Annotated in this window: 23 protein-coding genes and 2 pseudogenes; 14 read left to right on the forward strand and 11 right to left on the reverse strand. The window is 66.7% G+C overall.

What is annotated here, in order from left to right; genetic code table 11:
- The first annotated feature begins 26 nt into the window (after nucleotides 1-26).
- The 5 genes from AC1DOQ_RS20390 (at nucleotide 27) to AC1DOQ_RS20410 (ending at nucleotide 5,567) form a co-directional block, all read left to right on the forward strand.
- Complete coding sequence (locus AC1DOQ_RS20390) at nucleotides 27-1,013, forward strand: hypothetical protein (protein ID WP_477368433.1); 987 nt, start codon at nucleotides 27-29, stop codon at nucleotides 1,011-1,013.
- Between the two features lie 46 nt (nucleotides 1,014-1,059).
- The gene (locus AC1DOQ_RS20395) at nucleotides 1,060-1,323 is read left to right on the forward strand and encodes a PAAR domain-containing protein (RefSeq protein WP_477368436.1); all 264 of its coding nucleotides are present in this window, start codon (nucleotides 1,060-1,062) and stop codon (nucleotides 1,321-1,323) included.
- 55 nt (nucleotides 1,324-1,378) lie between these two features.
- Nucleotides 1,379-1,792, forward strand: coding sequence for a DUF2946 domain-containing protein (locus tag AC1DOQ_RS20400; protein ID WP_477368438.1), 414 nt, complete (start codon nucleotides 1,379-1,381; stop codon nucleotides 1,790-1,792).
- A 140-nt stretch (nucleotides 1,793-1,932) separates the two neighbouring features.
- Nucleotides 1,933-4,215: a TonB-dependent receptor gene (locus AC1DOQ_RS20405; protein WP_477368441.1), complete on the forward strand. Its 2,283-nt coding sequence runs from the start codon at nucleotides 1,933-1,935 to the stop codon at nucleotides 4,213-4,215.
- Nucleotides 4,203-5,567, forward strand: coding sequence for a PepSY-associated TM helix domain-containing protein (locus AC1DOQ_RS20410; RefSeq protein WP_477368444.1), 1,365 nt, complete (start codon nucleotides 4,203-4,205; stop codon nucleotides 5,565-5,567). Before AC1DOQ_RS20405 ends, AC1DOQ_RS20410 begins: the two co-directional genes overlap by 13 nt.
- 15 nt (nucleotides 5,568-5,582) lie before the next feature.
- On the opposite strand, the gene AC1DOQ_RS20415 is transcribed toward AC1DOQ_RS20410, so the two are convergent.
- Nucleotides 5,583-8,267, reverse strand: a complete 2,685-nt coding sequence (locus tag AC1DOQ_RS20415; RefSeq protein WP_477368447.1) for a sensor domain-containing diguanylate cyclase — start codon at nucleotides 8,265-8,267, stop codon at nucleotides 5,583-5,585.
- A 218-nt stretch (nucleotides 8,268-8,485) separates the two neighbouring features.
- Between AC1DOQ_RS20415 and AC1DOQ_RS20420 the strand changes: the two are divergent.
- Together AC1DOQ_RS20420 and AC1DOQ_RS20425 are read left to right on the forward strand one after the other, a co-directional pair.
- A pseudogene (locus AC1DOQ_RS20420) lies at nucleotides 8,486-8,652 on the forward strand (DNA-binding response regulator); the annotation flags it as partial.
- Nucleotides 8,653-8,699: 47 nt separating this feature from the next.
- Nucleotides 8,700-9,881 (forward strand): MFS transporter, encoded by a 1,182-nt coding sequence (locus tag AC1DOQ_RS20425; RefSeq protein ID WP_477368500.1) that lies wholly within the window; start codon nucleotides 8,700-8,702, stop codon nucleotides 9,879-9,881.
- Between the two features lie 6 nt (nucleotides 9,882-9,887).
- On the opposite strand, the gene AC1DOQ_RS20430 is transcribed toward AC1DOQ_RS20425, so the two are convergent.
- The 3 genes from AC1DOQ_RS20430 to AC1DOQ_RS20440 form a co-directional block, all read right to left on the reverse strand.
- Nucleotides 9,888-10,406, reverse strand: a complete 519-nt coding sequence (locus tag AC1DOQ_RS20430) for a M48 metallopeptidase family protein (protein WP_442123115.1) — start codon at nucleotides 10,404-10,406, stop codon at nucleotides 9,888-9,890.
- A gap of 181 nt (nucleotides 10,407-10,587) precedes the next feature.
- Nucleotides 10,588-10,920, reverse strand: a complete 333-nt coding sequence (locus AC1DOQ_RS20435; RefSeq protein WP_442123114.1) for a KGG domain-containing protein — start codon at nucleotides 10,918-10,920, stop codon at nucleotides 10,588-10,590.
- A 117-nt stretch (nucleotides 10,921-11,037) separates the two neighbouring features.
- Nucleotides 11,038-12,060 carry an NADP-dependent oxidoreductase gene (locus AC1DOQ_RS20440; protein ID WP_477368450.1) on the reverse strand — a complete coding sequence of 341 codons (1,023 nt, stop codon included), beginning with the start codon at nucleotides 12,058-12,060 and terminating at the stop codon, nucleotides 11,038-11,040.
- Nucleotides 12,061-12,197: 137 nt separating this feature from the next.
- Between AC1DOQ_RS20440 and purU the strand changes: the two genes are divergently transcribed.
- From purU to AC1DOQ_RS20455, 3 genes are read left to right on the forward strand one after another with little or no spacing between them, the layout of a single operon-like run.
- Entirely contained in the window at nucleotides 12,198-13,067 is an 870-nt protein-coding gene (gene purU, locus AC1DOQ_RS20445) for a formyltetrahydrofolate deformylase (protein WP_477368453.1), read from the forward strand.
- 25 nt (nucleotides 13,068-13,092) lie between these two features.
- On the forward strand, nucleotides 13,093-13,641 hold the full coding sequence (locus AC1DOQ_RS20450) for a YaeQ family protein (RefSeq protein WP_477368456.1): 549 nt from the start codon (nucleotides 13,093-13,095) through the stop codon (nucleotides 13,639-13,641).
- A gap of 15 nt (nucleotides 13,642-13,656) precedes the next feature.
- Nucleotides 13,657-14,106 (forward strand): copper chaperone PCu(A)C, encoded by a 450-nt coding sequence (locus AC1DOQ_RS20455; protein WP_477368459.1) that lies wholly within the window; start codon nucleotides 13,657-13,659, stop codon nucleotides 14,104-14,106.
- A gap of 34 nt (nucleotides 14,107-14,140) precedes the next feature.
- Here the strand turns inward: AC1DOQ_RS20455 and AC1DOQ_RS20460 are convergent, their stop codons facing one another.
- The 3 genes from AC1DOQ_RS20460 to AC1DOQ_RS20470 all read right to left on the reverse strand — a co-directional run bounded on the left by AC1DOQ_RS20460 (nucleotide 14,141) and on the right by AC1DOQ_RS20470 (nucleotide 17,307).
- Nucleotides 14,141-14,920: a head GIN domain-containing protein gene (locus AC1DOQ_RS20460; protein ID WP_477368462.1), complete on the reverse strand. Its 780-nt coding sequence runs from the start codon at nucleotides 14,918-14,920 to the stop codon at nucleotides 14,141-14,143.
- A gap of 147 nt (nucleotides 14,921-15,067) precedes the next feature.
- Complete coding sequence (locus AC1DOQ_RS20465; protein ID WP_477368465.1) at nucleotides 15,068-16,360, reverse strand: UbiA family prenyltransferase; 1,293 nt, start codon at nucleotides 16,358-16,360, stop codon at nucleotides 15,068-15,070.
- Nucleotides 16,357-17,307: a hypothetical protein gene (locus AC1DOQ_RS20470; protein ID WP_477368468.1), complete on the reverse strand. Its 951-nt coding sequence runs from the start codon at nucleotides 17,305-17,307 to the stop codon at nucleotides 16,357-16,359. Before AC1DOQ_RS20470 ends, AC1DOQ_RS20465 begins: the two co-directional genes overlap by 4 nt.
- A gap of 123 nt (nucleotides 17,308-17,430) precedes the next feature.
- On the opposite strand from AC1DOQ_RS20470, the gene AC1DOQ_RS20475 reads away from it, so the two are divergent.
- The 3 genes and pseudogenes from AC1DOQ_RS20475 to AC1DOQ_RS20485 form a co-directional block, all read left to right on the forward strand.
- Complete coding sequence (locus AC1DOQ_RS20475; RefSeq protein ID WP_477368471.1) at nucleotides 17,431-17,904, forward strand: DMT family transporter; 474 nt, start codon at nucleotides 17,431-17,433, stop codon at nucleotides 17,902-17,904.
- Between the two features lie 112 nt (nucleotides 17,905-18,016).
- Nucleotides 18,017-19,138, forward strand: a complete 1,122-nt coding sequence (locus AC1DOQ_RS20480) for a type IV pilus twitching motility protein PilT (RefSeq protein WP_477368474.1) — start codon at nucleotides 18,017-18,019, stop codon at nucleotides 19,136-19,138.
- Nucleotides 19,139-19,211: 73 nt separating this feature from the next.
- Nucleotides 19,212-19,391 (forward strand): annotated as a pseudogene (locus AC1DOQ_RS20485) (IS3 family transposase); the annotation flags it as partial.
- Between the two features lie 231 nt (nucleotides 19,392-19,622).
- On the opposite strand, the gene AC1DOQ_RS20490 reads toward AC1DOQ_RS20485, so the two are convergent.
- From AC1DOQ_RS20490 to AC1DOQ_RS20500, 3 genes are all read right to left on the reverse strand, one after another.
- Nucleotides 19,623-20,480, reverse strand: a complete 858-nt coding sequence (locus AC1DOQ_RS20490; RefSeq protein WP_477368476.1) for a PEP-CTERM sorting domain-containing protein — start codon at nucleotides 20,478-20,480, stop codon at nucleotides 19,623-19,625.
- A gap of 183 nt (nucleotides 20,481-20,663) precedes the next feature.
- Entirely contained in the window at nucleotides 20,664-21,920 is a 1,257-nt protein-coding gene (locus AC1DOQ_RS20495; protein WP_477368479.1) for a c-type cytochrome, read from the reverse strand.
- Nucleotides 21,917-22,678, reverse strand: coding sequence for a c-type cytochrome (locus tag AC1DOQ_RS20500; protein WP_477368482.1), 762 nt, complete (start codon nucleotides 22,676-22,678; stop codon nucleotides 21,917-21,919). Before AC1DOQ_RS20500 ends, AC1DOQ_RS20495 begins: the two co-directional genes overlap by 4 nt.
- A gap of 182 nt (nucleotides 22,679-22,860) precedes the next feature.
- On the opposite strand from AC1DOQ_RS20500, the gene AC1DOQ_RS20505 reads away from it, so the two are divergent.
- Nucleotides 22,861-24,501 carry a hypothetical protein gene (locus AC1DOQ_RS20505; RefSeq protein ID WP_477368485.1) on the forward strand — a complete coding sequence of 547 codons (1,641 nt, stop codon included), beginning with the start codon at nucleotides 22,861-22,863 and terminating at the stop codon, nucleotides 24,499-24,501.
- 14 nt (nucleotides 24,502-24,515) lie between these two features.
- Here the strand turns inward: AC1DOQ_RS20505 and AC1DOQ_RS20510 are convergent.
- Nucleotides 24,516-24,733, reverse strand: a 218-nt coding sequence (locus AC1DOQ_RS20510; protein WP_477368488.1) for an integrase core domain-containing protein, incomplete at its 5' end; no start/stop codon positions are given.

Genomic DNA, 24,733 nt, shown 5'->3' on the forward strand with positions numbered 1-24,733 from the left:
AGTAAATCATGACGGAGTAAAAGTCCATGCGAGATCTGCAATTAGAAGCCGCTATTTGGAATCTCTTTACCTCGATCGAATTCTTTGAGGCTGCCGCACGGGAGTGCGAAGATACAATGGCATGGTTTGGTACCCTCGCAATCTCACGACGGGCTGAAAATTTTGGCAGGAACAACCAGATATTCGATACTTTCAATGCGTTGGCTTGTGATTTAAAGCGTGGTGCGGCGTTGGCAAAGCTGGGTGACTATAAACCGGTATGGGATACCGCACGTTGGGTCAGGGGCGATGTCCGGGGCATGATGGAGCAGCCCCTGCACGGCTGGATGACGGAAGTCGAGTATAAGGAGTTCGAGGAAGTTAGGATCAGTCGGTTGCTAACTTATGCAACTCAGATTACACGGGCACTTCATAATGGCTTGGTCGGTGCACAATACTTCTTGCAGCCGAATCTGGATTGTCCTGAGCGAAGTAACGATGATGATGGGTTTCCAGGAGACCTCATAGTCAAAGCGTATGAATCAAACCTTCGTCGATATAAAAATACGTTGTTTTCGAAGCTGGCCGATTCGCTGCCGGAATATGTGATTGATAGGTCAATCTCTTGCCGAACGGGCGATGAGGTGCAATGGACCGGCGTTTGGTATCCCACCACCGGTTTAGAGAAGCACAGCCTAACCTTTGCCATCAAAGGATTGCGGATGCAACCAGCATTTCGAGTTGACAAAACGGTAGAAGAACTTAAGCGCGAAAGCGGCGGTGCGATAGTCACGCGTCCTGAAACAGTCGCAGTCGCTACTACCTGGCACCCACTCATCCCATCCGGCCGTAATGTCACTGTCGACACGAATGAAGAACTACGGGCAAAAGCCGGACAACTCTGTCCGAAAGCCGGTATTTGGCAGTCTACCGATCCCGGCGCGACGCGGCGCTTCTACAAAGCTGGAGAAACGATGGCCGATCTGAAATCCGCTTACGGCTACACGGTCTGGCAGTGGATAAGCGACCGATGATCCAACAATTCCGCGAGAGCAATCGGTCCAGCTTAGGAGGCAGAAGATGAAAGGTGTTATCCGACTAGGCGACGCAACCAGCCACGGCGGCAAGGTGATTGCCGCCTCTGGCTCCTCGTTCGTCAACGGCATAGCGGTGGCCCGACAAGGAGACGCATGTGTTTGTCCGGTCAATGGTCATGCTTCCTGTGTAATTGCGGAAGGCGATCCGATGGTAGTTGACAGAGGAATGCCTGTCGCTTTCGATGGACATAAAACATCATGTGGGGCAACGCTAATCTCGTCCGCGCCGTCGTCGGGCAAGATTTAAACTACCTTGGAGAATCGTTTCGAATCCTTGCCCGCCGGTGATTTATAATTCGGGCATGCATACCCCGACACGGCATTGGCGCACGCGCGCGCGGATCGCCTGGATCGCCTGCCTGGCCATCCTGTTCAACGTGTTCGCCCCGCTGGTATCGCATGCGATGGAACCTGCCACCCGCGCGCCCCTGGTGATGGAGATGGAAGTCTGCACCGCGATGGGCATGACCAGCATGCCGGTCGTGCTTGCGCCAGCCGGCACCGACGACTCCACCTCGGGCAAGCTGCACAAGAACATGAACCATTGCGGCTATTGCGCAGCCCATGCCGGCGCCCATGGCCTGCCGCCGCCGATGGATGTCGTTTTCGCCCCGCTTGGCGGCCGGGATGTCTATCCGCCGCTCTACTATCGGGCCTCGCGTCCGCTGTTCCCGTGGTCGCTGGCGCAACCGCGCGCGCCGCCTTTCCTTGCCTGACCCCGGCGGCCTTGCGCCGCCGGCCCAGACCCGCACCGTCACGCCCCGGTCCCGCTTCACGCGCAGGGCGGGTGGTTTGACGTGTGCCGAGCGCCCCATCGGGCGACCGAAGCAACCCCAGGTCAAGCACAGGAACAACAATGAAAAATGCAAGCACGGCGCTGGCCCTGACGGCGCTGGCCGCCGCCATGTCCGCGGCCTTTGCCCAGGACGGGCCCGGCCAGGAACGCCAGCTCGGAACCGTCATCATCACCGGCAAGCACCCGACCTCGCTGCCGACCCAGATCCCGACCACGATCGAGACCATCACCGGCGACGAGATCGCGCGCGGCATCAACGCCAGCGACGCCGAAGACGCCCTGAAGTACCTGCCCAGCCTGCTGGTACGCAAGCGCTACATCGGCGACTACAACCACGCCGTGCTGTCCACGCGCGCCTCGGGCACCGGCAACAGCGCCCGTTCGGCCGTGTACGCGGACGGCATCCTGCTCTCCAACTACCTCGGCAACGGCGCCACCTTCGCGCCGCGCTGGGGCATGGTCGGCCCGGAAGAGATCGAACGGGTCGACGTGCTGTACGGCCCGTTCTCGGCGGCCTACGGCGGCAACTCGGTGGGCGCCGTGGTCGACTACGTGACGCGGATGCCGTCCCGCTTCGAGGCCCATGCCAAGTTGTCGGCCTCCATCCAGCCCTTCAGGCTGTACGGCACCGACGATACCTACCATGGCCGGCAGGGCAGTATCTCGCTCGGCAACCGCGCCGGCCGCTGGTCCTGGTACCTGGATGTCAGCCGCCTCGCTAGCTCCGGCCAGCCCTTGACCTTCCCGACCCGTTATCCGGCCGCCACCGAGTCCGCGGCGGGGATCCCGGTGAGCGGCGCCGTGCCAGGCCGGGACCGCACCGGGCGCGACTGGCTGATCCTCGGCGCCGCGACCCGCTACCACACGGTGCAGGACCACCTGAAGGCCAAGCTGGCCTACGATTTTTCGCCGACCCTGCGCGCCACCTATGTGTTCGGGCTGTGGGACAACGATTCCCAGGGACGTCCCGAGTCTTATCTGCGCGACGGCGCCGGCCAGCCGGTCTACAGCGGCACGGTCAACATCGGCGGCCGCGCCTATGCGCTGGCAGCGGCCGATTTCAACCAGTCCAACGAAAGCCTGCGCCACCTGATGCACGGCCTGACCGTGAAGAGCAGCAGCCGCGGCAGCTTCGACTGGGAAGTCGCCGCCAGCCTCTACGACTACGACAAGGACAGCCTGCGCGCACCGACGGTGGCCCTGCCGGCCGCCGCGAACGGCGGGGCGGGGCGCATGGTCGACCAGCACGGCACCGGCTGGCACACCTTCGCAGCCAAGGGCGTATGGCGGCCGGAAGGCGCCGCGGGGGCGCAGGTGGCCGAATTCGGCTGGCAGGAGGAAAGCTACAAGCTGCGCAGCATCGAGAACGCCACCGCCGACTGGCTGAACGGCGCCCCCGGCGCGCGCAACCAGGCCTTCAGCGGCCGAACCAGCATCGACGGCCTGTATGCCCAGGACACCTGGAAGTTCGCGCCGCGCTGGAAGACGGTGCTGGGCCTGCGCTACGAGCGCTGGGAGGCGCGCGAGGGCAGGACCTCGAACGCCACCACCACCGTCAGCCACGGCAGCCGGCGCGAGGATTACTTTTCGCCGAAGGCCGCGCTGGCCTTCCAGGCGAGCGAGGATTGGCTGCTGAAGGCCTCGCTGGGACGCGCGGTGCGCATGCCGACCGTGTCCGAGCTGTACCAGGGCGGCATCAACGCGGCCGGCACCCTGATCAACAACGACCCGAACCTGAAGCCGGAAAAATCCTGGACCGGCGAACTGACGGCCGAGCGCAAGCTCGAGACCGGCCAGCTGCGCCTGACGGCCTTCGGCGAGCGCACCCGCGACGCCCTGTACTCGCAGACCAATGTGCTGGTGGTGCCCAACGTCACCAACGTGCAGAACGTCGACCGCATCGCCACCAAAGGACTGGAAGTTGCCTATGCCGCCAGCGACGTCGGCCTGCGCGGCCTCGACCTGAACGCCAGCCTGACCTGGACCGATTCGAAGATCGAGCGCAACGACAAGTTCCCGGCCAGCGTCGGCAAGTGGCAGCCGCGGATTCCGGAATGGCGCGCGGCCGGCCAGGCGACCTGGCGCTTCGACGACAGGCTGGCGGCCACGCTGGCGGCGCGCTACAGCGGGCGCCAGTACTCGACCCTGGACAACTCCGACCCGAACGGCTTCGCCTACCAGGGCGCCAGCAAGTACTTCACGACCGACCTGCGCCTCACCTACAGGATCGACCGGCAGTGGTCCGCCGCCCTCGGCATCGACAACCTGAACAACTACAAATACTGGAACTTCCACCCTTATCCCCAGCGCACCTGGGTGGCGGAGCTGAAATGGGATCTGTGACCATGGAGGACAGTGTCCACCGCTTGCCCAGCCTGGCGGCGCGGCGCCGCAGCCTGTTCTGGCGCATCCACTTCTGGGCGGCGCTGATCGCGTCGCCGTTCGCTTTGGTGGCGACCCTGACCGGACTGCTCTACGTCTTCACGCCGCAGATCGAAGCGCGCCTGTACGGCGGACTGGAGCGGGTGGCGCCGCAGGGCGCGCGGCTGTCCCTCGATGCGGCGGTGGACGCGGCACGCAGGGCGGCGCCGGCCGGGCTCGTGGTGCAGGCGGTGACCCCGCCCGCGGCCGCGGACGACGCGGTGCGGGTGGGCTTCGGCAAGCCCGCGGCGGGCGGCGGCGAGCATGCGGGCCATGGCCGGCCGGCGCCGGCGGTCGTGCGGCCGGCGCAAGGCGGCGATCGCGTCACCGTATTCGTCGATCCCTACCGCGCCACCGTGCTCGGCAGCCAGCGCGACCAGGACCGTTTCAGCGAATGGGCGCGGCGCCTGCATTCGCGCCTGCTGCAGGGCGAGTCGCTGCGCTGGATGATCGAGCTGGCGGCCAGCTGGATGCTGGTGATGCTGCTGACCGGCGTGGTCCTGTGGTGGCCGCGTCCCGGCCAGCCGGGCCTGCCGCGTGCCGCGGCGCGTGGCCGCGCGGGCTGGCGCCAGTGGCATGCCTTCCTCGGCACCCTGCTGAGCGTGCTGAGCCTGGCGATGGTCCTGACCGGCATCACCTGGAGCAGATACGCCGGCGAAAACGTGCGCGCCCTGCGCGACTGGGCCGGCCAGGCCGGGCCGCGGGTGCCGGAGCGCCTGCATTCGATGCCCCAGGACCGGCCCCAGCTGAACTTCCAGCAGGCCTGGGACCGCAGCCGCGCCCTGGTGCCGGGCGTCGCGCCGCTGCTCACGCCGCCGCGCGGCCCGCACGGGGTCTGGCGCGCGTCCTCGGCCGACAGGCGCCATCCGGCCAGCCGTTTCGACCTGGTGCTGAACAGCTATGACGGCCAGGTGCTGTACTACGCGGGCTGGGACCGGCAGACGGCCTTCGGCAAGGCCACCGCGGTCGGCATTCCCTTCCACCGCGGCGAACTGGGCATCTGGAACCAGGTGCTGCTGTTCGTGTTCGCGGCCGGGGTGCTGTTCTCGCTGGTGTCGGGCTGGACGATGTTCTTCAAGCGGCGCCGCGCCGGCCTGGCGGGCCTGCCGACACTGCTGCCCGGCGCCTGGCGTGCGGCGCCGCCGGCCGCCGTCGCGCTCGCGATCGGCCTGTGCGCGCTGATGCCGCTGCTGGCCTTCAGCACGGCCGTGCTGGCGGCGCTGGAGGCGGGACTGGCCTGGCGCCGCCGGCGGGAAGGGCTGGCCGCCGCCTGAGCCGCCTGAACCGGATCAGGCGTGGGCCGGGGCCTGGCTGCGGCCGAGGCGCAGCATCGCATAGGTGTCGCGTCCGCCTTCCTTGGCGGTGTACAGGGCGCGGTCGGCGGCGTCGAGCAGGCGGCTCGGCGAGAGCTCCGGCTGTTCCGCCAGCGCCGCCCCGATCGAGGTACCGACCTGCAGGATCAGCGTGCCTACTTCGAAGGGCGCGCGCATCGCCGTGAGGATCTTGCGGGCCACCAGCTCGACGTCGGCCTCGCCGGCCACCTCGTTCAGCAGCACCGTGAATTCGTCGCCGGCCAGGCGCGAGACCAGGTCGGAACTGCGCACCGCGTCGCTCAGGCGGCGCGCGAACTCGACCAGCACGGCGTCGCCGACGGCATGGCCGTAGCGGTCGTTGATCTGCTTGAAGTGATCGACGTCCAGGTAGAGCAGGGCGGTGCCGCGGCCCGGGCGCGGCGCGCGTTCCGCGTTCTGCAGCGCGGCCTGGAAGTGGCGCCGGTTCGGCAGGCCGGTCAGGGTGTCGGTGTGGGCCAGAGCGTGCAGGCTGCGTTCGTGCAGGCGCGAGGCGGTGGCGTCGGTGGTCAGCACGTAGACGCCGGCCACGGCGCCGTCGCGCAGCTGCGGCAGGAAGGTCGTGTGGGCGATCCGCGTGTGCTTCTTGCGCACGATCTCGTGTTCGCATTGCGAGGCCTGGCCGCGCCAGGCCTGTTCCAGCGCCGCCGCCTGGGGTGCGAGGTAGTCGGCGCCGAAGGCTTCCTCCATGGTCTTGCCGAGGATCTCGCCGGCGGGCTTGCCCAGCCAGGACTGGTGCACGGCATTGGCGAACACGTAGCGCCGCTCGCTGTCGAGGTGGGCGATCAGCACCGGCACGTTGTCGGTGATGGTGCGCAGCCTTTCCTCGCTCTCGGCCAGGCGCAGCTCACTGGTCTTGCGCTCGGTGATGTCGAAGGCCATCGCGAAAAAGCCGTCCGGCTGGCCGCCCGCGGTACGCTGGGGCACGAAGCAGCACTGGAAATGCTGGGCCCGCCCATCGCAGGCGGACACGTATTCGAAGAACACCCGCTCGCCGGCCACCACCCGTTCGATCCAGGGGACCAGGATCGCGTAGTCCTCGGGACGGTAGGCGCTGGACACGTGGCGCCCGAGCAGCTCGTCGGCGCGCTTGCCGTACATCTTGAGGGCATAACCGTTCAGGAACACGAATTCGCCGGCCGCATTCAGCTTGCCGATCATGGCCGGCAGGTTCTCGGTGATGGCGCGCAGGCGGCGCTCGTTGGTCTCGAGCTGCTCGCGCGAGGCATTCGCTTCGGTGACGTCCTTCATCGCCACCACCGCGCCCAGCGGACGGCCGGATGCGCTGCGCAGCGGCCGGCCGCTGACCAGCACGGTGTGCGGCGGACCGTCCGTGCGCGCGATGACGACGGCCTCGTCGCGCACCGTCTCGCCGGTCAGGGCGCGCGCCAGCGGCACCTCGTCCATCGCCAGCGGGGTGCGGCCGTCGGCATGGCACAGTGCATAGTGCTGCGCCCACTCGGCCGGCGCGATCGCCTTCAGGTCGCGCCCGAGGATGGCGCGCGCCGCGCGGTTGAACAGCGACAGGTTGCCGACCGCGTCGCACAGCACCACGCCGACGTCGATCGATTCCAGCACGGCGTCCAGCAGCTCCTGCTTTTCCTCCAGTTGCTGGCGGGTGCGGATACGTTCCGAGATATCGTTGATGAAGGCGCCGACGCAGCGCTTGCCCTTCCACTCGTAGCTGCTGATGGTCATTTCGACCATGATCTGGCGGCCGCTCGCGGTCAGCGCCGGCAGTTCGAGCTTGCGGTCCAGCATCGCCGCTTCGCCGGTGGCGTGCCAGCGCCGCATGCCCGTGTCGTGCAGCGCGCGCAGCGAGGGCGGCACCAGCAGCTCGGACAGGCTGCGGCCGAGGGCATCGGCGCGGGTCCAGCCGAAGATCCGTTCGGCCGAGGCATTCCATTCGACGACGCGGCCTTCGGCATCGGCGCCGACGAAGCCGCTCCAGGAGGCGGCGACGATGGTGCGGTTCCAGTCCTCGCTGTGCTGCAGCGAGACCTCGACCGCCTTGCGGTGGGCGATCTCCTGCGACAGTTCGGCCAGCTTGCCTTCGAGTTCGGCGGTGCGCTCGGCCACCCGCTGTTCGAGCTGGGTGTTGAGGGACTTCAGGGCCTGCTCGGCCATCAGGCGGGCAGTGACGGTCTTCACGTGGTTCAGTTCGGCCTCGGCCAGCTCGGCGAGGTCGCGCAGGGCCTGGCGCTGCTCGTCCGTCAACACGCGCGGCGCGGTGTCGGCGATGCACAGGGTGCCGACCGGCTGGCCATTGCTGTGCAGCGGGTGGCTGGCGTAAAAGCGGATATGCGGTGCGCCGGTCACCATCGGATTGGCGGCGAAGCGCGGATCGGCGGCGGCGTCCTCGACCACCAGCATCTGGTCCAGCGCCACCGTATGGCTGCAGAAGGCGACCGAGCGCGGCGTCTCGGATGCTTCGATGCCGCAGCGCGCCTTGAACCACTGGCGCGTGCCGTCGACCAGCGAGATCGCCGCGGCCGGGACCCCGAAGGTCATCGCGGCCAGGCGCGTGAAACGGTCGAAGCGCTGCTCCGCCGGCGTGTCGAGGACATGCAGCGAGTCGAGTGCTTTGAGTCGGTCTTGTTCGGAAGAAGTGATCGGGTAGGGCATGGCCGCTCCAGGAATCCGGATGGACAACGGCAGGGTAGGGGCCGGAACGTCATCGGCGCCGGGGGCGGGGGCAGCCGATGAGCACATCCTATCATGCGTTCCGCATGGAAATTATTTCCATACGGATAGATTAGCGAAAAGTGTTGTGCGCCAGCCTTGACCTTTCGACATCGGCCAGCACGGGCCGACGGTGGGAAATCAGCATGACCGAATTGCGCGGCGTGATCCTTTCGCGCGCCGAGCCGGAACAGCGGATCTACGGCTGGAACGAAGAAGTGGAAAGCAGTGCGATCGCGTTCCTGATCGACGGCTTGCGCAAGAAGCTCGACACCGGCATGATCGAGCCTGTCAGGGGGTGGGATGGATAATTCCAAAGGAAGCGTGAAGCGCCCGCGTTCGCTGCGCTGGATGCGAATGCTGGCGCCTGAGCAGATGAGCGGGCGCCGCTTCTCCACCCTGCGCCGGATCCCTCGCCCGATCTGGATCCTCGGCCTCGTCAGCATGCTGATGGACATCTCGTCCGAAATCGTCCACAGCCTGCTGCCGATGTTCCTGGTCGCCGGCCTCGGCGCCAGCGTGGCGACGGTCGGCTTGATCGAAGGTATTGCCGAGGCGACATCTCCCATCGTCAAGGTCTTCTCGGGCAGCCTCAGCGATTATCTCGGAAACCGCAAATGGCTGGCCGTGGCCGGCTACGCGCTGGGCGCCGCCAGCAAGCCTTTCTTTGCCATCGCCGCCACCGCCAACGTCGTGCTGGGCGCGCGCTTCGTCGACCGCATCGGCAAGGGCATCCGCGGCGCCCCCAGGGATGCGCTGGTGGCGGACATCACGCCGCCAGATTCGCGCGGCGCCGCCTTCGGCCTGCGGCAATCGCTCGACACGGCCGGCGCATTCATGGGCCCATTGCTCGCCGTCGGTCTGATGTTCTTGTGGGCAAATGATTACCGCCGCATCTTCTGGATTGCCGTGATCCCGGGCGCGCTGGCGGTGCTGTTGCTGGCATGCGGCGTGAAGGAACCGCCGCATGCGGCCCTATCAAAAGGCGTCAATCCGCTCAACCGGGCCAGCCTGCGCAAGCTGTCCGGCGCCTACTGGTGGGTGGTCGCGATCGGTGCGGTGTTCACCCTGGCGAGGTTCAGCGAAGCCTTCCTGGTGCTGCGCGCCATGCAGGGCGGATTGGCGCCGGCCCTGGTGCCGCTGGTGATGGTCGCCATGAACATCGTCTACATGCTGTCCGCCTATCCCTTCGGGAAGCTGGCGGACTCGATGAACCACATGCGTTTGCTGGTCGTCGGCCTGGCTTTCCTGGTCCTGGCCGACCTGGTCCTTGCGCAGAGCAATCATTGGCCGGCGGTGCTGCTCGGCGTGAGCCTGTGGGGCCTGCACATGGGGATGACGCAAGGCTTGCTGGCGGTGATGGTCGCCCATACGGCGCCGGCGAATCTGAAAGGTACGGCATTCGGCTTCTTCAACCTGGTGTCCGGCATCGCCATGCTGTTCGCCAGCGTGGTCGCCGGGATGCTGTGGCAGGGGTTCGGAGCGGCCGCGACCTTTCATGCGGGGGCCGCGTTCAGCGTCCTCGCCGCCATCCTGATCCTGGCCCGGCGGCCCTGACGGGCCTCATCCCCACAGCCGCTCGCCGCCCAGTTCCAGCTGGGTCAGGTAAAGGCGCAAGTCGAATTCGAACTGGTGGTAATCCGGCTCCATCCAGCAGCACAGCTTGTAGAAGGCCTTGTCGTGCTGCTTTTCCTTCAGGTGGGCCAGCTCGTGCACGACGATCATGCGCAGGAACTCGGGCGGCGCATCGCGGAACACGCTGCCGATGCGGATCTCGTGCTTGGCTTTCAGCTTGCTGCCCTGGACGCGCGAGATGGCGGTGTGCAGGCCGAGGGCTTGCTGGACGATGCCGATCTTGCTGTCGAAGCCGACCTTGGCGACCGGTTCGGCGTTGCGCAGGTATTCATCCTTCAGGTCTTGCACATAGCCGTAGAGGGCCTTGTCGGTGCGTACCGCGTGGGCTTGCGGATAGCGGCGCAACAGGTGCTCGCCCAGGCGGCCTTCGGCCAGCAGGCGGTGGACCTGGTCGAGCAGGTGGGCGGGATAGGCCTTGAGGTATTTGAGGGTGTTCGGGTCGGACATGGACTACGCACTCTAGCACAGGATGAGAGCGCCGGAGTGCGCAGCCGCTTGCGTGATCGGTGAAGAATGGGCCGGTGGAGATCAACCGGTAAAGGGAATCGCCGCGCCCGGTGCCGGCGGCGTGGCGGATGCAATCATTCCCTGGTCAGGTAAGGAGCCTGGCGATGCCGCTTTCCTTATCTTATTCCGCCTTGCCGCCCTGGCGGTTGCCCCCCTTGGCGGCGGCGGCGGCGCGGTTGGCTGATTGCCGGCTTTCCCCGCCCTTGCGGCCGATGTCGGCCATATGGGCGCGGTTGCGGCTGACCACTTCCCCGCCTTTCTGGCCTGCGCGGCGCGCTTCCTCCGAGTCGAACTCGTGCGCCGTTCCTTTCTGGTGGGCGGCCTGGCCGCCCTTGCTGGCGATTTGGCGCTGCTGGTTCTGGTCCATCGCAGCGAAACCGCGCTTGGCAGGCTGGCTTTTCTGCTCGTTGCCGCCCGAGCTCGCGCTCTTGCCGCCGTCCTTGCTTGTCGCCATATCGATCTCCTTGTGCCTGTCGGTGAACAATCAAACCCGAGCGTCACGGATGCGCTCGTGCGTTTAGAGAGGCGGGGGAGGCAATAGTTCCGGCCGATGGCGACGGCAATGGAGGTTTCAGGCGTCGGCGATCTTCAGCACCAGTTTTCCGAAGTTCTTCCCTTCGAACAGCATCAGCAAGGCGGCCGGGAAGTTCTCGAGGCCTTCGACGACGTGCTCGCGGTGCTTGATACTGCCCTCGCGCAGCCACTGTGCCAGGCGCGCCACGCCTTCCGGATAGCGATGGGCGAAATCGAACACCACCATGCCCTCCATGCGCGCCCGGTTCACCAGCAGCGACAGGTAGTTCGCCGGGCCGCGCACCGGCGTGGTGTTGTTGTACTGCGAGATCGCGCCGCAGATCACGATGCGCGCCTTCAGCTTGATGCGGGTGAGGACGGCGTCCAGGATCTCGCCGCCGACGTTGTCGAAATAGACGTCCACGCCGTCCGGGCAATGCTGCTTCAGGCCAGGTCCGATCGGTCCCTCCTTGTAGTCGATGCAGGCGTCGAAGCCGAGTTCCTCGACCACGAAGCGGCATTTGTCGGCGCCGCCGGCGATGCCCACCACGCGGCAGCCCAGGCGCTTCGCGATCTGGCCGACCGTGGCCCCGACCGCGCCGGCGGCGGCCGACACCAGCACCGTCTCGCCGGCTTTCGGCTGGCCGATGTCGAGCAGGCCGAAGTAGGCGGTCATGCCCGGCATGCCGAGCACGTTCAGCCAGGCCGGCAGCGGCGCCAGGCCGGGGTCGATCTTCGCCAGGCCGCCCTGGTCGTCGGCCGCTCCGGTCCAGAAGCGCTGCACGCCGAAGGCGCCGCTGACGTGGTCACCCACGGAAAAGCGCGGCGAACGCGTTTCCGTCACCACGCCCACCGCGCCGGCACGCATCACTTCGCCGATCGCCACCGGGCGGATATACGACTTCCCTTCGTTCATCCAGCCGCGCATGGCCGGATCGAGCGACAGGTACAGCACCTTCACGCGCACCTGGCCGTCTTCCAGCGGCGCCAGGGCTTCTTCGGTGAGCTGCCAGTTATCCGCGGCCGGCATGCCGACGGGGCGGGAGGCCAGGCGGAACTGCTGGTTGGTTTGGGTGGACATGGGGTCTCCTTTGTTTTGACATGTGGACTTGTCAACTATAGCGCCAACTCGCCGTTCCCGCTGTCGCGTACATGCCCATCCTGCAACTCATGCGACAATGCTCCGACCGTCCTCATCCTCCACGACCTTCCAAGACCATGAAGCACCCCGAATTCATCCTGACCCTGTCCTGCCTGGACCAGCGCGGCATCGTCCTGCGCGTGTCCGGCTTCCTGGCCGAGCACGGCTGCAACATCATCGATTCCGACCAGTTCGGCGACCCGGAATCGAAGTTGTTCTTCATGCGCATCCACTTCGCGCTGGAAGAGCCGAACGTCGCGGAAGCCACCCTGCGCGCCGGCTTCGATGCCCTGTGCGCCCACCTGGGCGCCGCCGGCCAGCTGCACGACGCCGCGCGCAAGCCGCGCGTGCTGATCATGGTCTCGAAGATCGGCCACTGCCTGAACGATTTGCTGTTCCGCTACCGCAGCGGCCTGCTGCCGGTGGAGATTCCGGCGATCGTCTCGAACCACATGGACTTCTACCAGCTCGCGGCCAGTTACAATATCCCCTTTCACCACTTGCCGCTCGAGGCCGGTGCCAGCGAAGCCGACAAGCTGGCGCAGGAAAGCCGCATCATCGAGCTGCTGGACCGGCACCAGGTCGACCTGGTCGTGCTGGCGCGCTACATGCAGATCCTGTCGCCGGGACTGTGCGAAGCCTTGAAGGGGAGGGCGATCAATATTCACCACTCCTTCCTGCCGAGCTTCAAGGGCGCGCGCCCGTATGCCCAGGCGCACCGGCGCGGCGTCAAGCTGATCGGCGCGACCGCCCACTTCGTCACGGGCGACCTCGACGAAGGGCCGATCATCGAGCAGGACGTCGAGCGGGTCGACCACGCGATGAGCGTCGAGGCCCTGACGGCGATCGGGCGCGACGTCGAAAGCGTGGTGCTGGCGCGCGCGGTCAAGTGGTTCGTGGAACACCGCATCCTGCTGAACGGCGACAAGACCGTCGTCTTCAGCTGATTACACTGAAAGACAGAAGAACCAGATGGCCCTGAAAGCAACGATCTACAAGGCAGACCTGAGCATCGCGGACATGGACCGCAATTACTACCAGGAGCACGCGCTCACCATTGCGCGCCATCCGTCCGAGACCGACGAGCGGGTGATGATCCGCCTGCTCGCCTTCGCCCTGCATGCCGACGAGGCGCTCACCTTCGGCAAGGACCTGTTCGACGTCGAGGAGCCGGCCCTGTGGCTGAAGGACCTGACCGGCGCGATCCAGACCTGGATCGAGGTCGGCCAGCCGGACGAACGCCGCCTGCTGAAGGCCAGCGGCCGCGCCGAGCACGTGGTGGTGTACAGCTACAGCGCCGTCAGCCACATCTGGTTCAAGCAGGTGGCGAAGCAGATCGACCGCGCCCGCAACATCACCATCGTCAACATCGCGGCCGAGAGCGCCGCAGCGCTGGAGCGCATGTGCAAGCGCAATATGCAGCTGCAGTGCACGATCCAGGACGGCCAGGTATGGCTGACCGACGGCCTTGAAACCGTGCAGGTCGAACGCGATACACTGCTTTCAGAACGCAATTATTGATCGAACAGGCGGAATATGAACCGACGTCTTCTCGCGCTGGCCCTGGCCAGCCTCGTGTCCCTGCCGGCGCTGGCCCAGGTCAGCGTCAGCGACCCGTGGATCCGCGCCACCGTGCCCCAGGCCAAGGTGGCCGGCGCCTTCATGCAGCTGAAGTCCGCGAAGCCGGTGAAGCTGGTGGAAGTGAAGAGTCCGGTCGCCGGCCGGGTCGAGCTGCACCAGATGGCGATGGAAGGCCAGACCATGCGCATGCGCCAGGTCGAGTCCATCGACCTGCCGGCCGGCCAGACGGTGAACCTGGCATCGGGCGGCTACCACCTGATGCTGTTCGACCTGAAGCAGCAGCTCAAGGAAGGCGAGCAGGTACCGCTGACCCTGACCGTGCTGGATGCCGCCGGCAAGCGCGAGAATATCGCGCTGTCGGTGCCGGTGAAGCCGCTGGCCTATACGGCGCCGCCAGCCCATTAATTCGTAGGGTGGGCACAGAGTGCCCACCCTACGATCAGCGAGGCGCCGCGCCGAGGCGGCGCGCGCCGCCCGAGCCGACCACCGACTTGCTGACCTGCGGGTCGCCGTAGTAATTGACGTCGCCGGAACCGGCCACCGTCATGCTCAGGCTGTCGCGCACCCACAGGGTCGCGTCGCCGGAACCGGCCACGGTCACGCTGGCCTTGTCGACGCGCACCCGCGTCATGTCGATGGTGCCCGAGCCGCCAATCGAGGCCGACAGGCTGCGCGCGCCGCCCTCGATCACCTTCAGGTCGCCGCTGCCGCCCAGGTTGACGTCGATCGCATCTCCCTCGGCCTTGCCGACCTTGATGCTGCCCGAGCCGCCGACGTCGAAGCGCACCCGCTTGCCGGCGACGCGGTCGGCGTCGATATCGCCGGAGCCGGCCAGCGCCAGGCGGTCCAGCTCGCGTGCCTGCACCACGATCTTCAGGGTGCGGGTCTTGATGTTGACCTTGCGCTTGCTGCGGATCTTCAGGGTGCCGTCCTCGACCACGGTCTCGATCAGCGGCAGCAGGTTCTCGTCGGTTTCGATGCTGAGGCCTTCGCTGTTGCCGGTACGGATCTCCACATTGCCCGGCAAGGCCATCGCCAGGCCGTTGAAGTGGCCGATATTGCGCGCCTGGCGCACGATCTTGCCGTTGCCCTGCACCTGTTCGCTGCGGCCGAAGCTCCATTCGGCCAGCGCCGGCACGCTCGCCGTACCGGCGGCGAGGGCGAGGGCGCAGGCAGCCAGCAGGCGGCGGCGGTTCGGCGAAGTCGGGGTCTGGGTCATGTTTCCTCCTTGCTTATTGTTGTCGGTGATCGATGGGTGCATCTTAGACAAGCCCGCCGGGGAGCGCGGGCGCTTTGCGACGAACTGCACGGCCGGCGGGCCGGATTGCGGATAGGCGGAACAGGCGGCGCGAATGCAGGTGCCGCTTCATCGTGCCGCCGCCACCGCGCAGGCCAGGCACAGGGCGAAGACGACGAGGCTGGTCCGGTCGGTGCTGACGTAGAGGACCGGATCCTCGTTGACCTTGCCGCGGTAGGCCAGGATCCACAGGCGCCCGAGCCACAGCACCAGCAGCGGCAGGATCGCCAGCAGCCAGGTGCGGTGCGGGTAGAGCGCAATCACGTTGCTCGAATTGAAGTAGAGCAGGACGATCAGGACCGACAGGAAGGCGCTGTTGATGCCCATGATGCCGACCGCCGCCTTGTCGGCAGTGGTATAGCCGCGCCCTCGCGTCTTTTCGCGCCCCGCGCGCTTCAGGTTGAACAGTTCGCTGTAGCGCTTCAGCAGCGCCAGGCTCAGGAAGAGGAAGAAGGAAAAGGCGATCAGCCAGAAAGACGGTGCGATGCCGGTGGCGGCGCTGCCGCCCAGCACGCGCAGGCTGTACAGGATCGCCAGCGCGATGATATCGACCATCATCAGGCGCTTCAGCCAGGTCGAGTAGGCCAGGGTGCTGACGAAATAGAGGCCGGCGACGGCGGCCAGCACCGGGTGGAACAGCAGGGCCAGGCCGAGGCCGGCCAGCGCCAGGGCCAGGCTGGCGCACAGGGCTAGCGGGATGCCGAGGGCGCCGGAGGCGATCGGACGGGCGTGCTTGGTCGGGTGCAGGCGGTCGTCGTGGGCGTCCAGGCTGTCGTTCAGCAGGTAGGCGCTGGAGGCGCACAGCGAGAAGGCGGCGAAGGCGACCGCCGACGCGGCCAGCGCCGGCAGGCCGAGCTCATGGCCGGCCAGCATCGGCACGAAGACCAGCAGGTTCTTCAACCACTGGCGCGGACGCAGGGCGCGCAGCAGGACGAGGGCGCCGCCGAGCCGGCCGGTGGCTGCGTGGGCGGCATCGACGATTTCGTAATCGTGGGCGCCGGCCGGCCGGTCCGGCGCTTCCGCCAGCACCAGGTCGAACAGGCCGAGATGGGCCGCCACGCGGCGCGCGAAGGGCGGACTGGCGCCGGCCGCGAGGACGATGCGGCGTCCGGAGGCGCGTTCGGCGGCGAGGCGCGCCAGCAGGGCGCGGTCGTAGGGCAGGGTGGCGGCATCGATGGCGGCCGCGGCGTACAGGCGCCGCGCGAAGCGGGCGCGGTCGCGCAGCAGCCAGAGCGGCAGCATCCAGATCCGGCGCAGGTCCTGTTTCAGGAAGGCCAGCAGGCATTCCCACAGCAGGCCGGAGCGGACCAGGACGCCGTCCAGCATGACCAGCAGCGGGCGCGAGAGCGGCGGGCCGTTCACTGGGCGGGTGCCTGCGGTTCCGCCTGCGGGGTGCGCAGGTAGGAGGCCGCGAACGGGATCAGGAAGGGATAGAGGCCCCACACGATGCGGCCCTCGACGCGCACGCACAGGGCCGCGTACAGCGGCGGCAGGGCCATCAGGAACAGCAGGCTGCGCAGCGGCTTGAGCGGCGCCGGCGCCTGGCGCCAGCCGAGGACCGCGAGCGGCACGATGGGCAGGCAGGCGCCGGCGATCGAGGCCAGCGAGCGGACGTCGCGCAGCGCGTGATTGACGGTCCACCAGCTCGGCGCCCAGGTATAGGCGGGCAGGCCGGGGATCAGCCAGAAGCGCACCGCCAGCAGCCAGGCGCCGGCCGCGGCCAGTGCCGCCAGGCCGCCGGCCAGCGGGATGCGGCGCATGGCGAGCAGCCAGACCAGCAGCAGGATGTTCTCTTCGCGCACCGCGGTGCCGAGCAGGCCGGCGAGGGCGGCCAGCCAGGGCTGGCCCGCCAGCACCGCCAGCACGAAGGCGCTGCGGGCGCAGATCGACCCCGGATCGACCAGCAGATAAGGGGCGTACCAGAAGGTCGGCAGCGCCACCAGCATCAGGACGCCGGCGCCGGTCGCGCGCTTGCTGTCGAGGCCTGCACGCAGGGCCGCCGCGGTCATCAGGCAGGCGCTGGCGGCCATGAACAGCCAGTTCAGGCCGGCAAACGCCTGGCGCAGGTCGCCGGGCAGGGCGGCGGCGATGGCGGGCACCAGGGTGCGGTAGGGGAAAGGCGGGCGCAGCTGGGCGATGCCGATCTCGCCGCGGAAATAGCGGGCCGTGTCGAAGTAGGCCTGGGAGTCCTCGATCGTCCCGCCCCAGCGCCACATCATCAGCGACAGCGCGAGCAGGGCGAACATCAGGAACAGGACCGGCCAGCGGATCGGCTGATCGGCCAGGCGCGCATTGCTGGGTGTCGTCATGGGGCACATTTTGAACGTAACGACGCGAAGTATATGCGCAGACATATTGTCTGACTAGCCATACGGCTTCGCAAGCCCGTCCGGTTTCGCTACAATTCTGCGCTTTTTCGTCTGCAATTCCTCATGAATCTCCTGTTGTTCTTCATTGCTTTCGGTGCCGGTATCGCCGTGTCCTTCCAGGCTGCCATCAACAGCCAGATGGCGGCCGCGGTCGGCGCCAATTCGGTGGTCGCCGCCCTGGTGTCCTTCATGTGCGGCACGGCGGCGCTGGCGGTGGCGGCCTTCGTCCGCGGCGGCCTGCCCGACGCCCTGGCGGTCCTGCCGCAGCAGCCGCTGTGGAAGTTCTCCGGCGGCTTCCTCGGCGCCGCCTTCATCTTCTGCACCGTGTTGCTGGTGCCGCGCATCGGCCTGCTGAACCTGGTCGTGCTGGTGATCGCCGGCCAGCTGCTGACCTCGATGGCGATCGACCACTTCGGCCTGGTCAATGTCGCCATGCGCAAGGTGTCGGCGGTGCGCCTGGCCGGGGCGGTCGTCATGATCGTGGGCGTGGCCCTGGCCTTGTTCGGCGACCGCATGGTCCAGGCGCTGGACCGCTGAGTTGTTGTAAGTTTTTCACACGAAAAATTCTCTTTCCAAGTGGAACTTTCCGGCCGCTGCTGGTTTTATAATTAATGCATCGTTAGTTTCCACTTCAATCATCGATCGCCCGATGGAATACCACCAGTCCTCGCAGATTCCCACCCTGACGTATATCGAAAACGAAGATCATCCCGTCTTCGGTACCCTGGTCGAGCAGATCCTGCACCTGCTGAATTCGAAGCTGGTGTTTTCGGACATCATCATTCACCAGAACAGTCCGCTGATGCTGCGCCAGCCGAAAGGCCTGGTGGCGGTGACGGATTCGCCGATCACCAAGGAAGAGCTGGAAGAGTTCTTCGACGTCATCGAACCGAACTGGGCCGACCGGATCCAGGAACGCGCGTTCGACCGTTCGATCGACCTGCACACGGCGCGCATCCGCGCCAACTGCTTCAGCTTCCAGGGCAAGAAGCGCCTGGGCTGCGTGATCCGCCGCTTCCCGAAAGAGCCGCTGGCCCTCGATACCCTGGGCCTGCACCCGGACGAGCAGGAATTCGCGCGCCTGACCAGCGGCCTGGTGCTGATCATCGGCGATACCTGCCAGGGCAAGTCGACCACCATCGCGTCGATGCTGGACGAGATCAACAAGCAGCGTTCCGGCCACATCATCACCATCGAAGACCCGGTCGAGACCCTGATCCCCCAGCGCAAATGCATCATCACCCAGCGCGAAGTGGGCGAGGACGCCGACGTCGGCAGCTATTACCTGGGCGCCCTGGACGCGCTACGCGAGCGCCCGGACGTGATCGTGATCGGCGAGATCCGCGACGCCCAGACCGCCCAGGAAGCGCTGGCGCTGGCCGAATCGGGGCCGCTGGTGCTGGCCACCCTGCACGCGCGCTCGACCGAGCTGGGCCTGCAGAAGATGCTGCGCCTGCTGGGCAATTCCGACGTCCAGGGCCAGGCCCTGGCGCACGCCCTGCGCGGCGTGCTGTGCCAGGCGCTGCTGCCGTCGAAGCAGGGCAACCGCTACCACCTCGCCACCGAATGCCTGAGCATCAGCCCGCAAGTGGCCGGCATGATCGAGCAGGGCGACCTGGGCGCCATCCGCGCCCACATGAACGCCGGCCGCGAGCCGGGCTGCCACACCATGAACAGCGTGCTGGAAGGCCTGCTGGCCTCGCACAAGGTCGGCGTCGACGAGGCGCGTGCGGCGACCACCGACCGCATCGGCTTTGCGGAGATGGTGTAAGCGGCGACCAGTTTCATCGGCTGTCCCGTCCTGAAATCGCTTGTCTAACTTTGCCTTATTCAAGGAGAGCGGGATGGCGATTGAGGGAAAGCGAACCCAAGGTGACTACAGCTTGGCTTTTAAACCGGGCGTGGTTGCCTCGGTCCAAAAAGGCGAGATGACCTCCAAGCAAGCGCAGAAGAAGTTCGGCATCCAAGGTCGAAGTACAGCGCTGGTATGGTTAAGACGATACGGACCGCAGGACTGGAGCCCGTTGGCCCTGCAACTGGTACGGGCCCAATTGGACATGACACAGCCTTTTACTCCTGAGCAGCGATCAACTGCGAGCGCCCGCATACGGCGCTTCAATACAAAACGCCCGATGCAGTGCATCGGGCGTCGATAGAAGCAAATCCACGGGGTAACGAAAAAGGCCGTAACCCTGTCAACCTATCTTAGGACGTGCCACTTGCCGGCAGACCGCAGTCCGCCGACGAAAGCGCGATTACTTGCGCGAACGGCGGCGCAGTGCGGCGCCCATGCCGATCATGGCCAGGCCCATCAGCGACAGCGCGCCCGGTTCCGGCAGGGCATACGACTGACCGGAGCCAGCGTTTACTCGTGCGCCAAGGATGTTCGAACCCGGTGCGCCATTCCAGGCCGTATTGGTCCTGTAGACGTTGTCGAAGCGCAGGTCGCGGCTGCCTTGGGCTGTCGTGAACCAATTCGAGTTAAGGGTATCGGTCCATGCGCCTTTCGCCGACGTGTCAACCGAAGCGTAGGAAGCTGCCAGGCCATTGAACCCGGAAGTGCTCGGAACCTGACTTCCCGTGATGGTGTTAAGGGGATTGAAGGCATCCATGCCGGAGTCAAAATACAGACGAGCCAACAGGGTGCCCTCGGTGAAGCCCTTGGCACAGCTGAAACCGCAACGAATATCGGGCAAGGTGCCAGTCGACGTCGACGACGCCGGCAGGTCGTTCAGGTCGCGCCAATACAGATCCAGAAAGCCCTTGGTTGCGGGAAATGAATTACCCGCCGAGGCGCCGCCTTTTTCGATTCCGTAGAACATGCCAGTGATCTGGCCGCCGGAAATGATGTTATTGAAAAATGCTGCCTGGTCGTCTTTTTTGTCGATGAGGTCATTGGGCGATGACACTTGGCCGAGGGTAAGCGCGGTCACAGTAAACACGCCCCAGTTGATTTCTTTGGTGCCTGCGAAGGTCGTGGCACCGTTGATGGCGATTTGCTCCTGACCGCTGTACTCCAGATAGATCGGACCGGCCGGCAGTTGGATGACTGGTGCCGCCGATGCAGTGTAGCTGGCGAAGGCGGCTGCTAAGGTAACGAGAAGTTTTTTCATGGTTTGGCGATTAGTTGATGTCAGGAACTCCGTGCTAAGGGTAAGCAAGTTCAATGCCAGATATTGTTGAATTATCGTAAGTATCTGTCTTTACTGGAATTTTTATTATTCCAGCAGTAAATTTTGCTAGCATCAGGAGTAAGAATCTTGCACAGGTGTAAAAATTCTCGACAGTATTCATAGTCAGTCCAAAGGCACCGCGCGATAGCGGTTGACCTCCGGCGCCGTGACCATGCGAGCGCTGTTTCCCCAGCTGGCGCGCACATAGCTTACAACCGCCGCCACGTCGGCATCATCCAGCACCTGGCTGTAGGGCGGCATGCCGTAGGGGCGCGGATTGCCGCCGGTAGCAGGCGGAAAGCCGCCGTTGAGCACGATGCGGATGGCGTTCACGGGATCCCGCATCGCCAGCGTGCGATTGCCAGCCAGGGGCGGATAGACGGGCGCGCCATTCGCGCCGGTGGCGCCGCGGCCGTCCTTGCCGTGGCAGTCGATGCAATGCCGGTCGTAGATCTGTCCGCCCAGCTTCATCAGCGCTTCCGACGGCAGGGGCGCCGGCCGCGCTGCCTCAGGCTCCGCCGGCAGCGCGTGCAGGTAAGCGGCCATCGCGCCAAGGTCCTGCGCCGACAGGTGTTGCAGGCTCTGGCGCACCACATCCGCCATCGGACCATATACCGCGCCGTTCGGCGACACGCCGGTCTGCAGCAGCTGCACGAGGTGCGGATTGCGCGACGCCAGCGCGGGCGCGTACCAGCCCAGCACCGGAATCAGGCCGCCCTGCAATCCCTGGCTGCTGGCGCCCAGGCTATTCCTCGTGCTGTGGCAGGCACTGCAGTGGCCCAGTCCCTCGACCAGGTAGGCGCCGCGGTTCCATTCCAGGCCGCGTGCGGGCTCGGGCGTGAAGACGCCGGGCTTGAAATAGAGCAGGCGCCAGGCCGCCAGCGCTGCCTGGCTGCCGTAGGGCGCGCGCAGCGCGTGCGGCTGGCGTGCATTGCGCTGCGGCGGCAGGCTGCGCAGGTAGGCGAACAGGGCGTCGGCATCGTCGCGCGTGACCTTCGTATAGTTCGGGTAGGGGAAGGCCGGATACAGCAGGCGGCCGCCGGGCGCGATGCCGTTGTGCAGGGCGTTCCAGAAATCGTCGGCGCTCCAGGCGCCGATGCCGGTCTCGCGGTCGGGCGTGATGTTCGGCGCCATCACCCGGCCGAAGGGGGTGTCGACGGCGCGCCCGCCGGCATAGGCGGCGCCGCCGCGCACCGTGTGGCAGGCGGCGCAGTCGCCGGCGCGCGCCAGGTAGGCGCCGCGCGCGATGTTGTTGGCCTCCGGGGCCCAGGCCTGCGGCGAGCGCGACGGGATGAATTCGGCGCGTGGCCAGGCCAGCAAGGCCGCGGCGACCGCGACGACGAGGAGGACGCCGAGGGCGATCAGGATGCGGCGCTTCATGGCTTCGGCTCCGGGGCGCTGCCGCAGGCCAGCGGCAGGGGGCGGGGAAGGGAGGGCGCCGGGCTCTGGTCGGCCGGCACGGGTTCGCTGGCCAGCCAGGCCGAGATCGCCGACACGTCGGCCAGGCTCAGGCGCGAGGCGATGCTGCCCATGCAGTCCGGGTCGAGGGCGTGGCGGCTGCCGTTGCGCCAGGCGCCGAACTGGGCGTTGATGTAGTCGCGCGGCAAGCCGAGCAGGCCGGGGATGGCCGGCAGGGCGCCGGTCAGGCGTTCGCCATGGCAGGCGATGCAGGCCGGCACTTTCAGCGCGGTGTCGCCACGGTTGACGAGCTGGCGGCCCCGCTCCAGTTCGGCGGCCGGCAGGCGCGCGCGGTCGAGCACCGGCGCCGGCTGGTGCTGGGCCGAGAAATAGTCGGCGATTTCGCGCAGGTAATCGTCGGACAGGTGCTGGACCATCCAGGTCATCAGCGGGTACTGGCGCCGGCCGTCGCGGAAATTGCTCAGCTGGTTATACAGGTAGCCGGACGGCTTGCCGGCGATGCGAGGATAGTACTGGCGCTCGCTGCCGGAGCCGACCGCCGCCGGCGGCGTGGTCGCGCTGCCGTGGCAGGAGGCGCAGGCGGCCAGGCGCTGGGCCAGGGTGTCGGGCACGCGCTGCTGCTGTGCCTGTTGTTGCGCCTGTTGTTGCACTTGCGCCTGCGCCGCGGCGGGGCCGGCCAGCGCGCAAACAAGCAGGAAGGGGCGGATGAAACCTCGCATGATGAATTCCGGTTGGGAATGCTGCTAGGGCACGGCACGCGGCCGCGGCGTTTTTGTCTTCCGAGCAATATTGTAAACGAATAAGCATTGGAGGCCACGGCGTGGCGGGGCCGTCGCTTTCGTCTATCAAGAAATTGTTTTTATGATAAATTTTCTTATCTGCAATTTCTGAAAGATGTCCCATGCATACCTTGTCTGCCCTGATCCTGTACGCGGCTGCCTGGAGTGGCGCCGGCCACGCCGCCGAGGTCGATGTCCAGCTCCGTCTGCTGGGAGCGGATGCGCTGGAAGTCAGCTACACGCTGCCTACCTCTTGCCAAGGCCTGGCTTTCCTGAAGGACGGCGAGGCCGGTCGCGAAACGCGCGCCGCTTGGCAGGCGCAGGGGCGGGAAGGCGTGGCGGGCGCCGACCGCCTCGAGCGGCGCGGCGATCCATCCGCTTCGGCGCCGACGACGCTGCGTTTCCGCGTACCGGCCGCGACCCGCCACATCGGCTTTCCGGCCGCTTTCCCGGTCGGGCAGGGCCTGTACGTCCACCTGTCGAACTATGCGGTGGGCGGCAGCTGCGGCAAGGTGGCTTACCGGCTGGCCGCGCCCGGCATCGCCGTCGAAGGAAGGGCCTGGCGAGATGCCGCCGTGGCCGCCGAGGGCGCCGATGCTGCGGCCCTGCTGCTGACGGCGCCGCTCCCGGACCGGGATGGCGCAGTGCCGGTCTATTTCGATCCGCGCCTGCCGGCCGCCGCGGTGGCGCAGATCCGGACGGTGGCGGACGGCACCGTCGAGGTCCTGCAGGGCGCGCTGCCGCATGCCCGCTTCACGCGCCCGATCGTGGCGGCGGCCTATGCCGAGGAGCCGGGCGGTCCGAACATCGGCGGCGACGCCGCCGGCGTGCTGCGCCTGGCCCTGTTCAACTGGCCGCGCGAAGCGGGTCCGCACGAGCAGGCCGAGCTGATCCGGCTGGTGTCGCATGAATTCAGCCACCGTTTCCAGTTGCGCGATGCGGTCGACGCCTACCCGGACGAGCGCCTGATCCATGAGGGCGGCGGCGAATTCCTGCGCTGGATGGTGTCGCTGCAGAAGGGCTGGCTGACGCCGGCGCAGGCGGCCGCCGACCTCGACCAGGCGCTGGCCGACTGCATGCTCTACACCGAGGGGCGCAGCTGGCGTTCGTTGACGGCGCGCGAGATCGCCGCCAACCGCCTCGCCTACCGCTGCGGCCTGCCGGCCTGGGCGTATGCGCTGGCGGCGCGCCAGGGCAGGGGCACCGCATTCGCGCGCATCGACGGTTTCTACCGCGAGCTGGCCGCCGGTCGCCAGCCCGACTTTGCCCGGGCACTGGAATGCGGCGACTCGCCGGCATGCCGGGCCGGCAGGCTTCCCGCGCTGCTGGGCGCGGACGGTACGATGGAGGCGCAATGGGCCGCCCTGTTCGGCGAGACCGGCCTGGCGGTCCCGGTGGCGCCGACCCAGGCGCAGAAGAATGCGATGGTGTTGCGCGCCATGATCAAGCTGATGAAGGACGATTGCGGCGGCGCCAGCGGCACCACGGAGACGCCGGACGGCATCATCCTCGACGGCATGAAGTCCTGCAAGACCTTCACCCGCGACGCCTGGGTCACCACGATCGAGGGCTTGCCGGTATTCGGCGGCCCCGCCACCGGCCCCGCCATGACGGCCGCCTGCACTGCGCGCCATGCGCTGGTGCTGGGGTTGAAGGACGGCGGCACGCTCAGCGCGCCTTGCCCCGAAGCCTACCGGATGCGGACGGCCTTTTATCACGCGAACATCGAAAAGTTGCTGGCCGCGCTGCGGCGCGCTGAATAGCCGCCGGATGGCCGCTAGCTGTGAAGTTGCAAGAGGTTGTTTCGGCTGGATGAGAGCCTGGACATCGGTGCTTTGCCGCCGATGCCCTGGTGCGGGCGGTGCCAGTTGTAGTGATGGTTCCACTGACGCAGCATGTTTGTTCGCTCGTCAGAGTTCTTGTAGACGAAGCCGTAAGCCCATTCACGTAGTGCCGACTGGATGAAACGCTCGGCCTTGCCGTTCGTTTGTGGCC

The sequence above is a fragment of the Massilia sp. 01N417 genome (genome assembly GCF_056399645.1).

What these genes read in the sequence shown, in the direction of transcription:
- AC1DOQ_RS20390 (WP_477368433.1), top strand. Translation starts at nt 27, where the DNA reads ATGCGAGATCTGCAATTAGAAGCCGCTATTTGGAATCTCTTTACCTCG.
- AC1DOQ_RS20395 (WP_477368436.1), top strand. Translation starts at nt 1,060, where the DNA reads ATGAAAGGTGTTATCCGACTAGGCGACGCAACCAGCCACGGCGGCAAG.
- AC1DOQ_RS20400 (WP_477368438.1), top strand. Translation starts at nt 1,379, where the DNA reads ATGCATACCCCGACACGGCATTGGCGCACGCGCGCGCGGATCGCCTGG.
- AC1DOQ_RS20405 (WP_477368441.1), top strand. Translation starts at nt 1,933, where the DNA reads ATGAAAAATGCAAGCACGGCGCTGGCCCTGACGGCGCTGGCCGCCGCC.
- AC1DOQ_RS20410 (WP_477368444.1), top strand. Translation starts at nt 4,203, where the DNA reads ATGGGATCTGTGACCATGGAGGACAGTGTCCACCGCTTGCCCAGCCTG.
- AC1DOQ_RS20415 (WP_477368447.1), bottom strand. Translation starts at nt 8,267, where the DNA reads ATGCCCTACCCGATCACTTCTTCCGAACAAGACCGACTCAAAGCACTC.
- AC1DOQ_RS20425 (WP_477368500.1), top strand. Translation starts at nt 8,700, where the DNA reads ATGAGCGGGCGCCGCTTCTCCACCCTGCGCCGGATCCCTCGCCCGATC.
- AC1DOQ_RS20430 (WP_442123115.1), bottom strand. Translation starts at nt 10,406, where the DNA reads ATGTCCGACCCGAACACCCTCAAATACCTCAAGGCCTATCCCGCCCAC.
- AC1DOQ_RS20435 (WP_442123114.1), bottom strand. Translation starts at nt 10,920, where the DNA reads ATGGCGACAAGCAAGGACGGCGGCAAGAGCGCGAGCTCGGGCGGCAAC.
- AC1DOQ_RS20440 (WP_477368450.1), bottom strand. Translation starts at nt 12,060, where the DNA reads ATGTCCACCCAAACCAACCAGCAGTTCCGCCTGGCCTCCCGCCCCGTC.
- purU (WP_477368453.1), top strand. Translation starts at nt 12,198, where the DNA reads ATGAAGCACCCCGAATTCATCCTGACCCTGTCCTGCCTGGACCAGCGC.
- AC1DOQ_RS20450 (WP_477368456.1), top strand. Translation starts at nt 13,093, where the DNA reads ATGGCCCTGAAAGCAACGATCTACAAGGCAGACCTGAGCATCGCGGAC.
- AC1DOQ_RS20455 (WP_477368459.1), top strand. Translation starts at nt 13,657, where the DNA reads ATGAACCGACGTCTTCTCGCGCTGGCCCTGGCCAGCCTCGTGTCCCTG.
- AC1DOQ_RS20460 (WP_477368462.1), bottom strand. Translation starts at nt 14,920, where the DNA reads ATGACCCAGACCCCGACTTCGCCGAACCGCCGCCGCCTGCTGGCTGCC.
- AC1DOQ_RS20470 (WP_477368468.1), bottom strand. Translation starts at nt 17,307, where the DNA reads ATGACGACACCCAGCAATGCGCGCCTGGCCGATCAGCCGATCCGCTGG.
- AC1DOQ_RS20475 (WP_477368471.1), top strand. Translation starts at nt 17,431, where the DNA reads ATGAATCTCCTGTTGTTCTTCATTGCTTTCGGTGCCGGTATCGCCGTG.
- AC1DOQ_RS20480 (WP_477368474.1), top strand. Translation starts at nt 18,017, where the DNA reads ATGGAATACCACCAGTCCTCGCAGATTCCCACCCTGACGTATATCGAA.
- AC1DOQ_RS20490 (WP_477368476.1), bottom strand. Translation starts at nt 20,480, where the DNA reads ATGAAAAAACTTCTCGTTACCTTAGCAGCCGCCTTCGCCAGCTACACT.
- AC1DOQ_RS20495 (WP_477368479.1), bottom strand. Translation starts at nt 21,920, where the DNA reads ATGAAGCGCCGCATCCTGATCGCCCTCGGCGTCCTCCTCGTCGTCGCG.
- AC1DOQ_RS20500 (WP_477368482.1), bottom strand. Translation starts at nt 22,678, where the DNA reads ATGCGAGGTTTCATCCGCCCCTTCCTGCTTGTTTGCGCGCTGGCCGGC.
- AC1DOQ_RS20505 (WP_477368485.1), top strand. Translation starts at nt 22,861, where the DNA reads ATGCATACCTTGTCTGCCCTGATCCTGTACGCGGCTGCCTGGAGTGGC.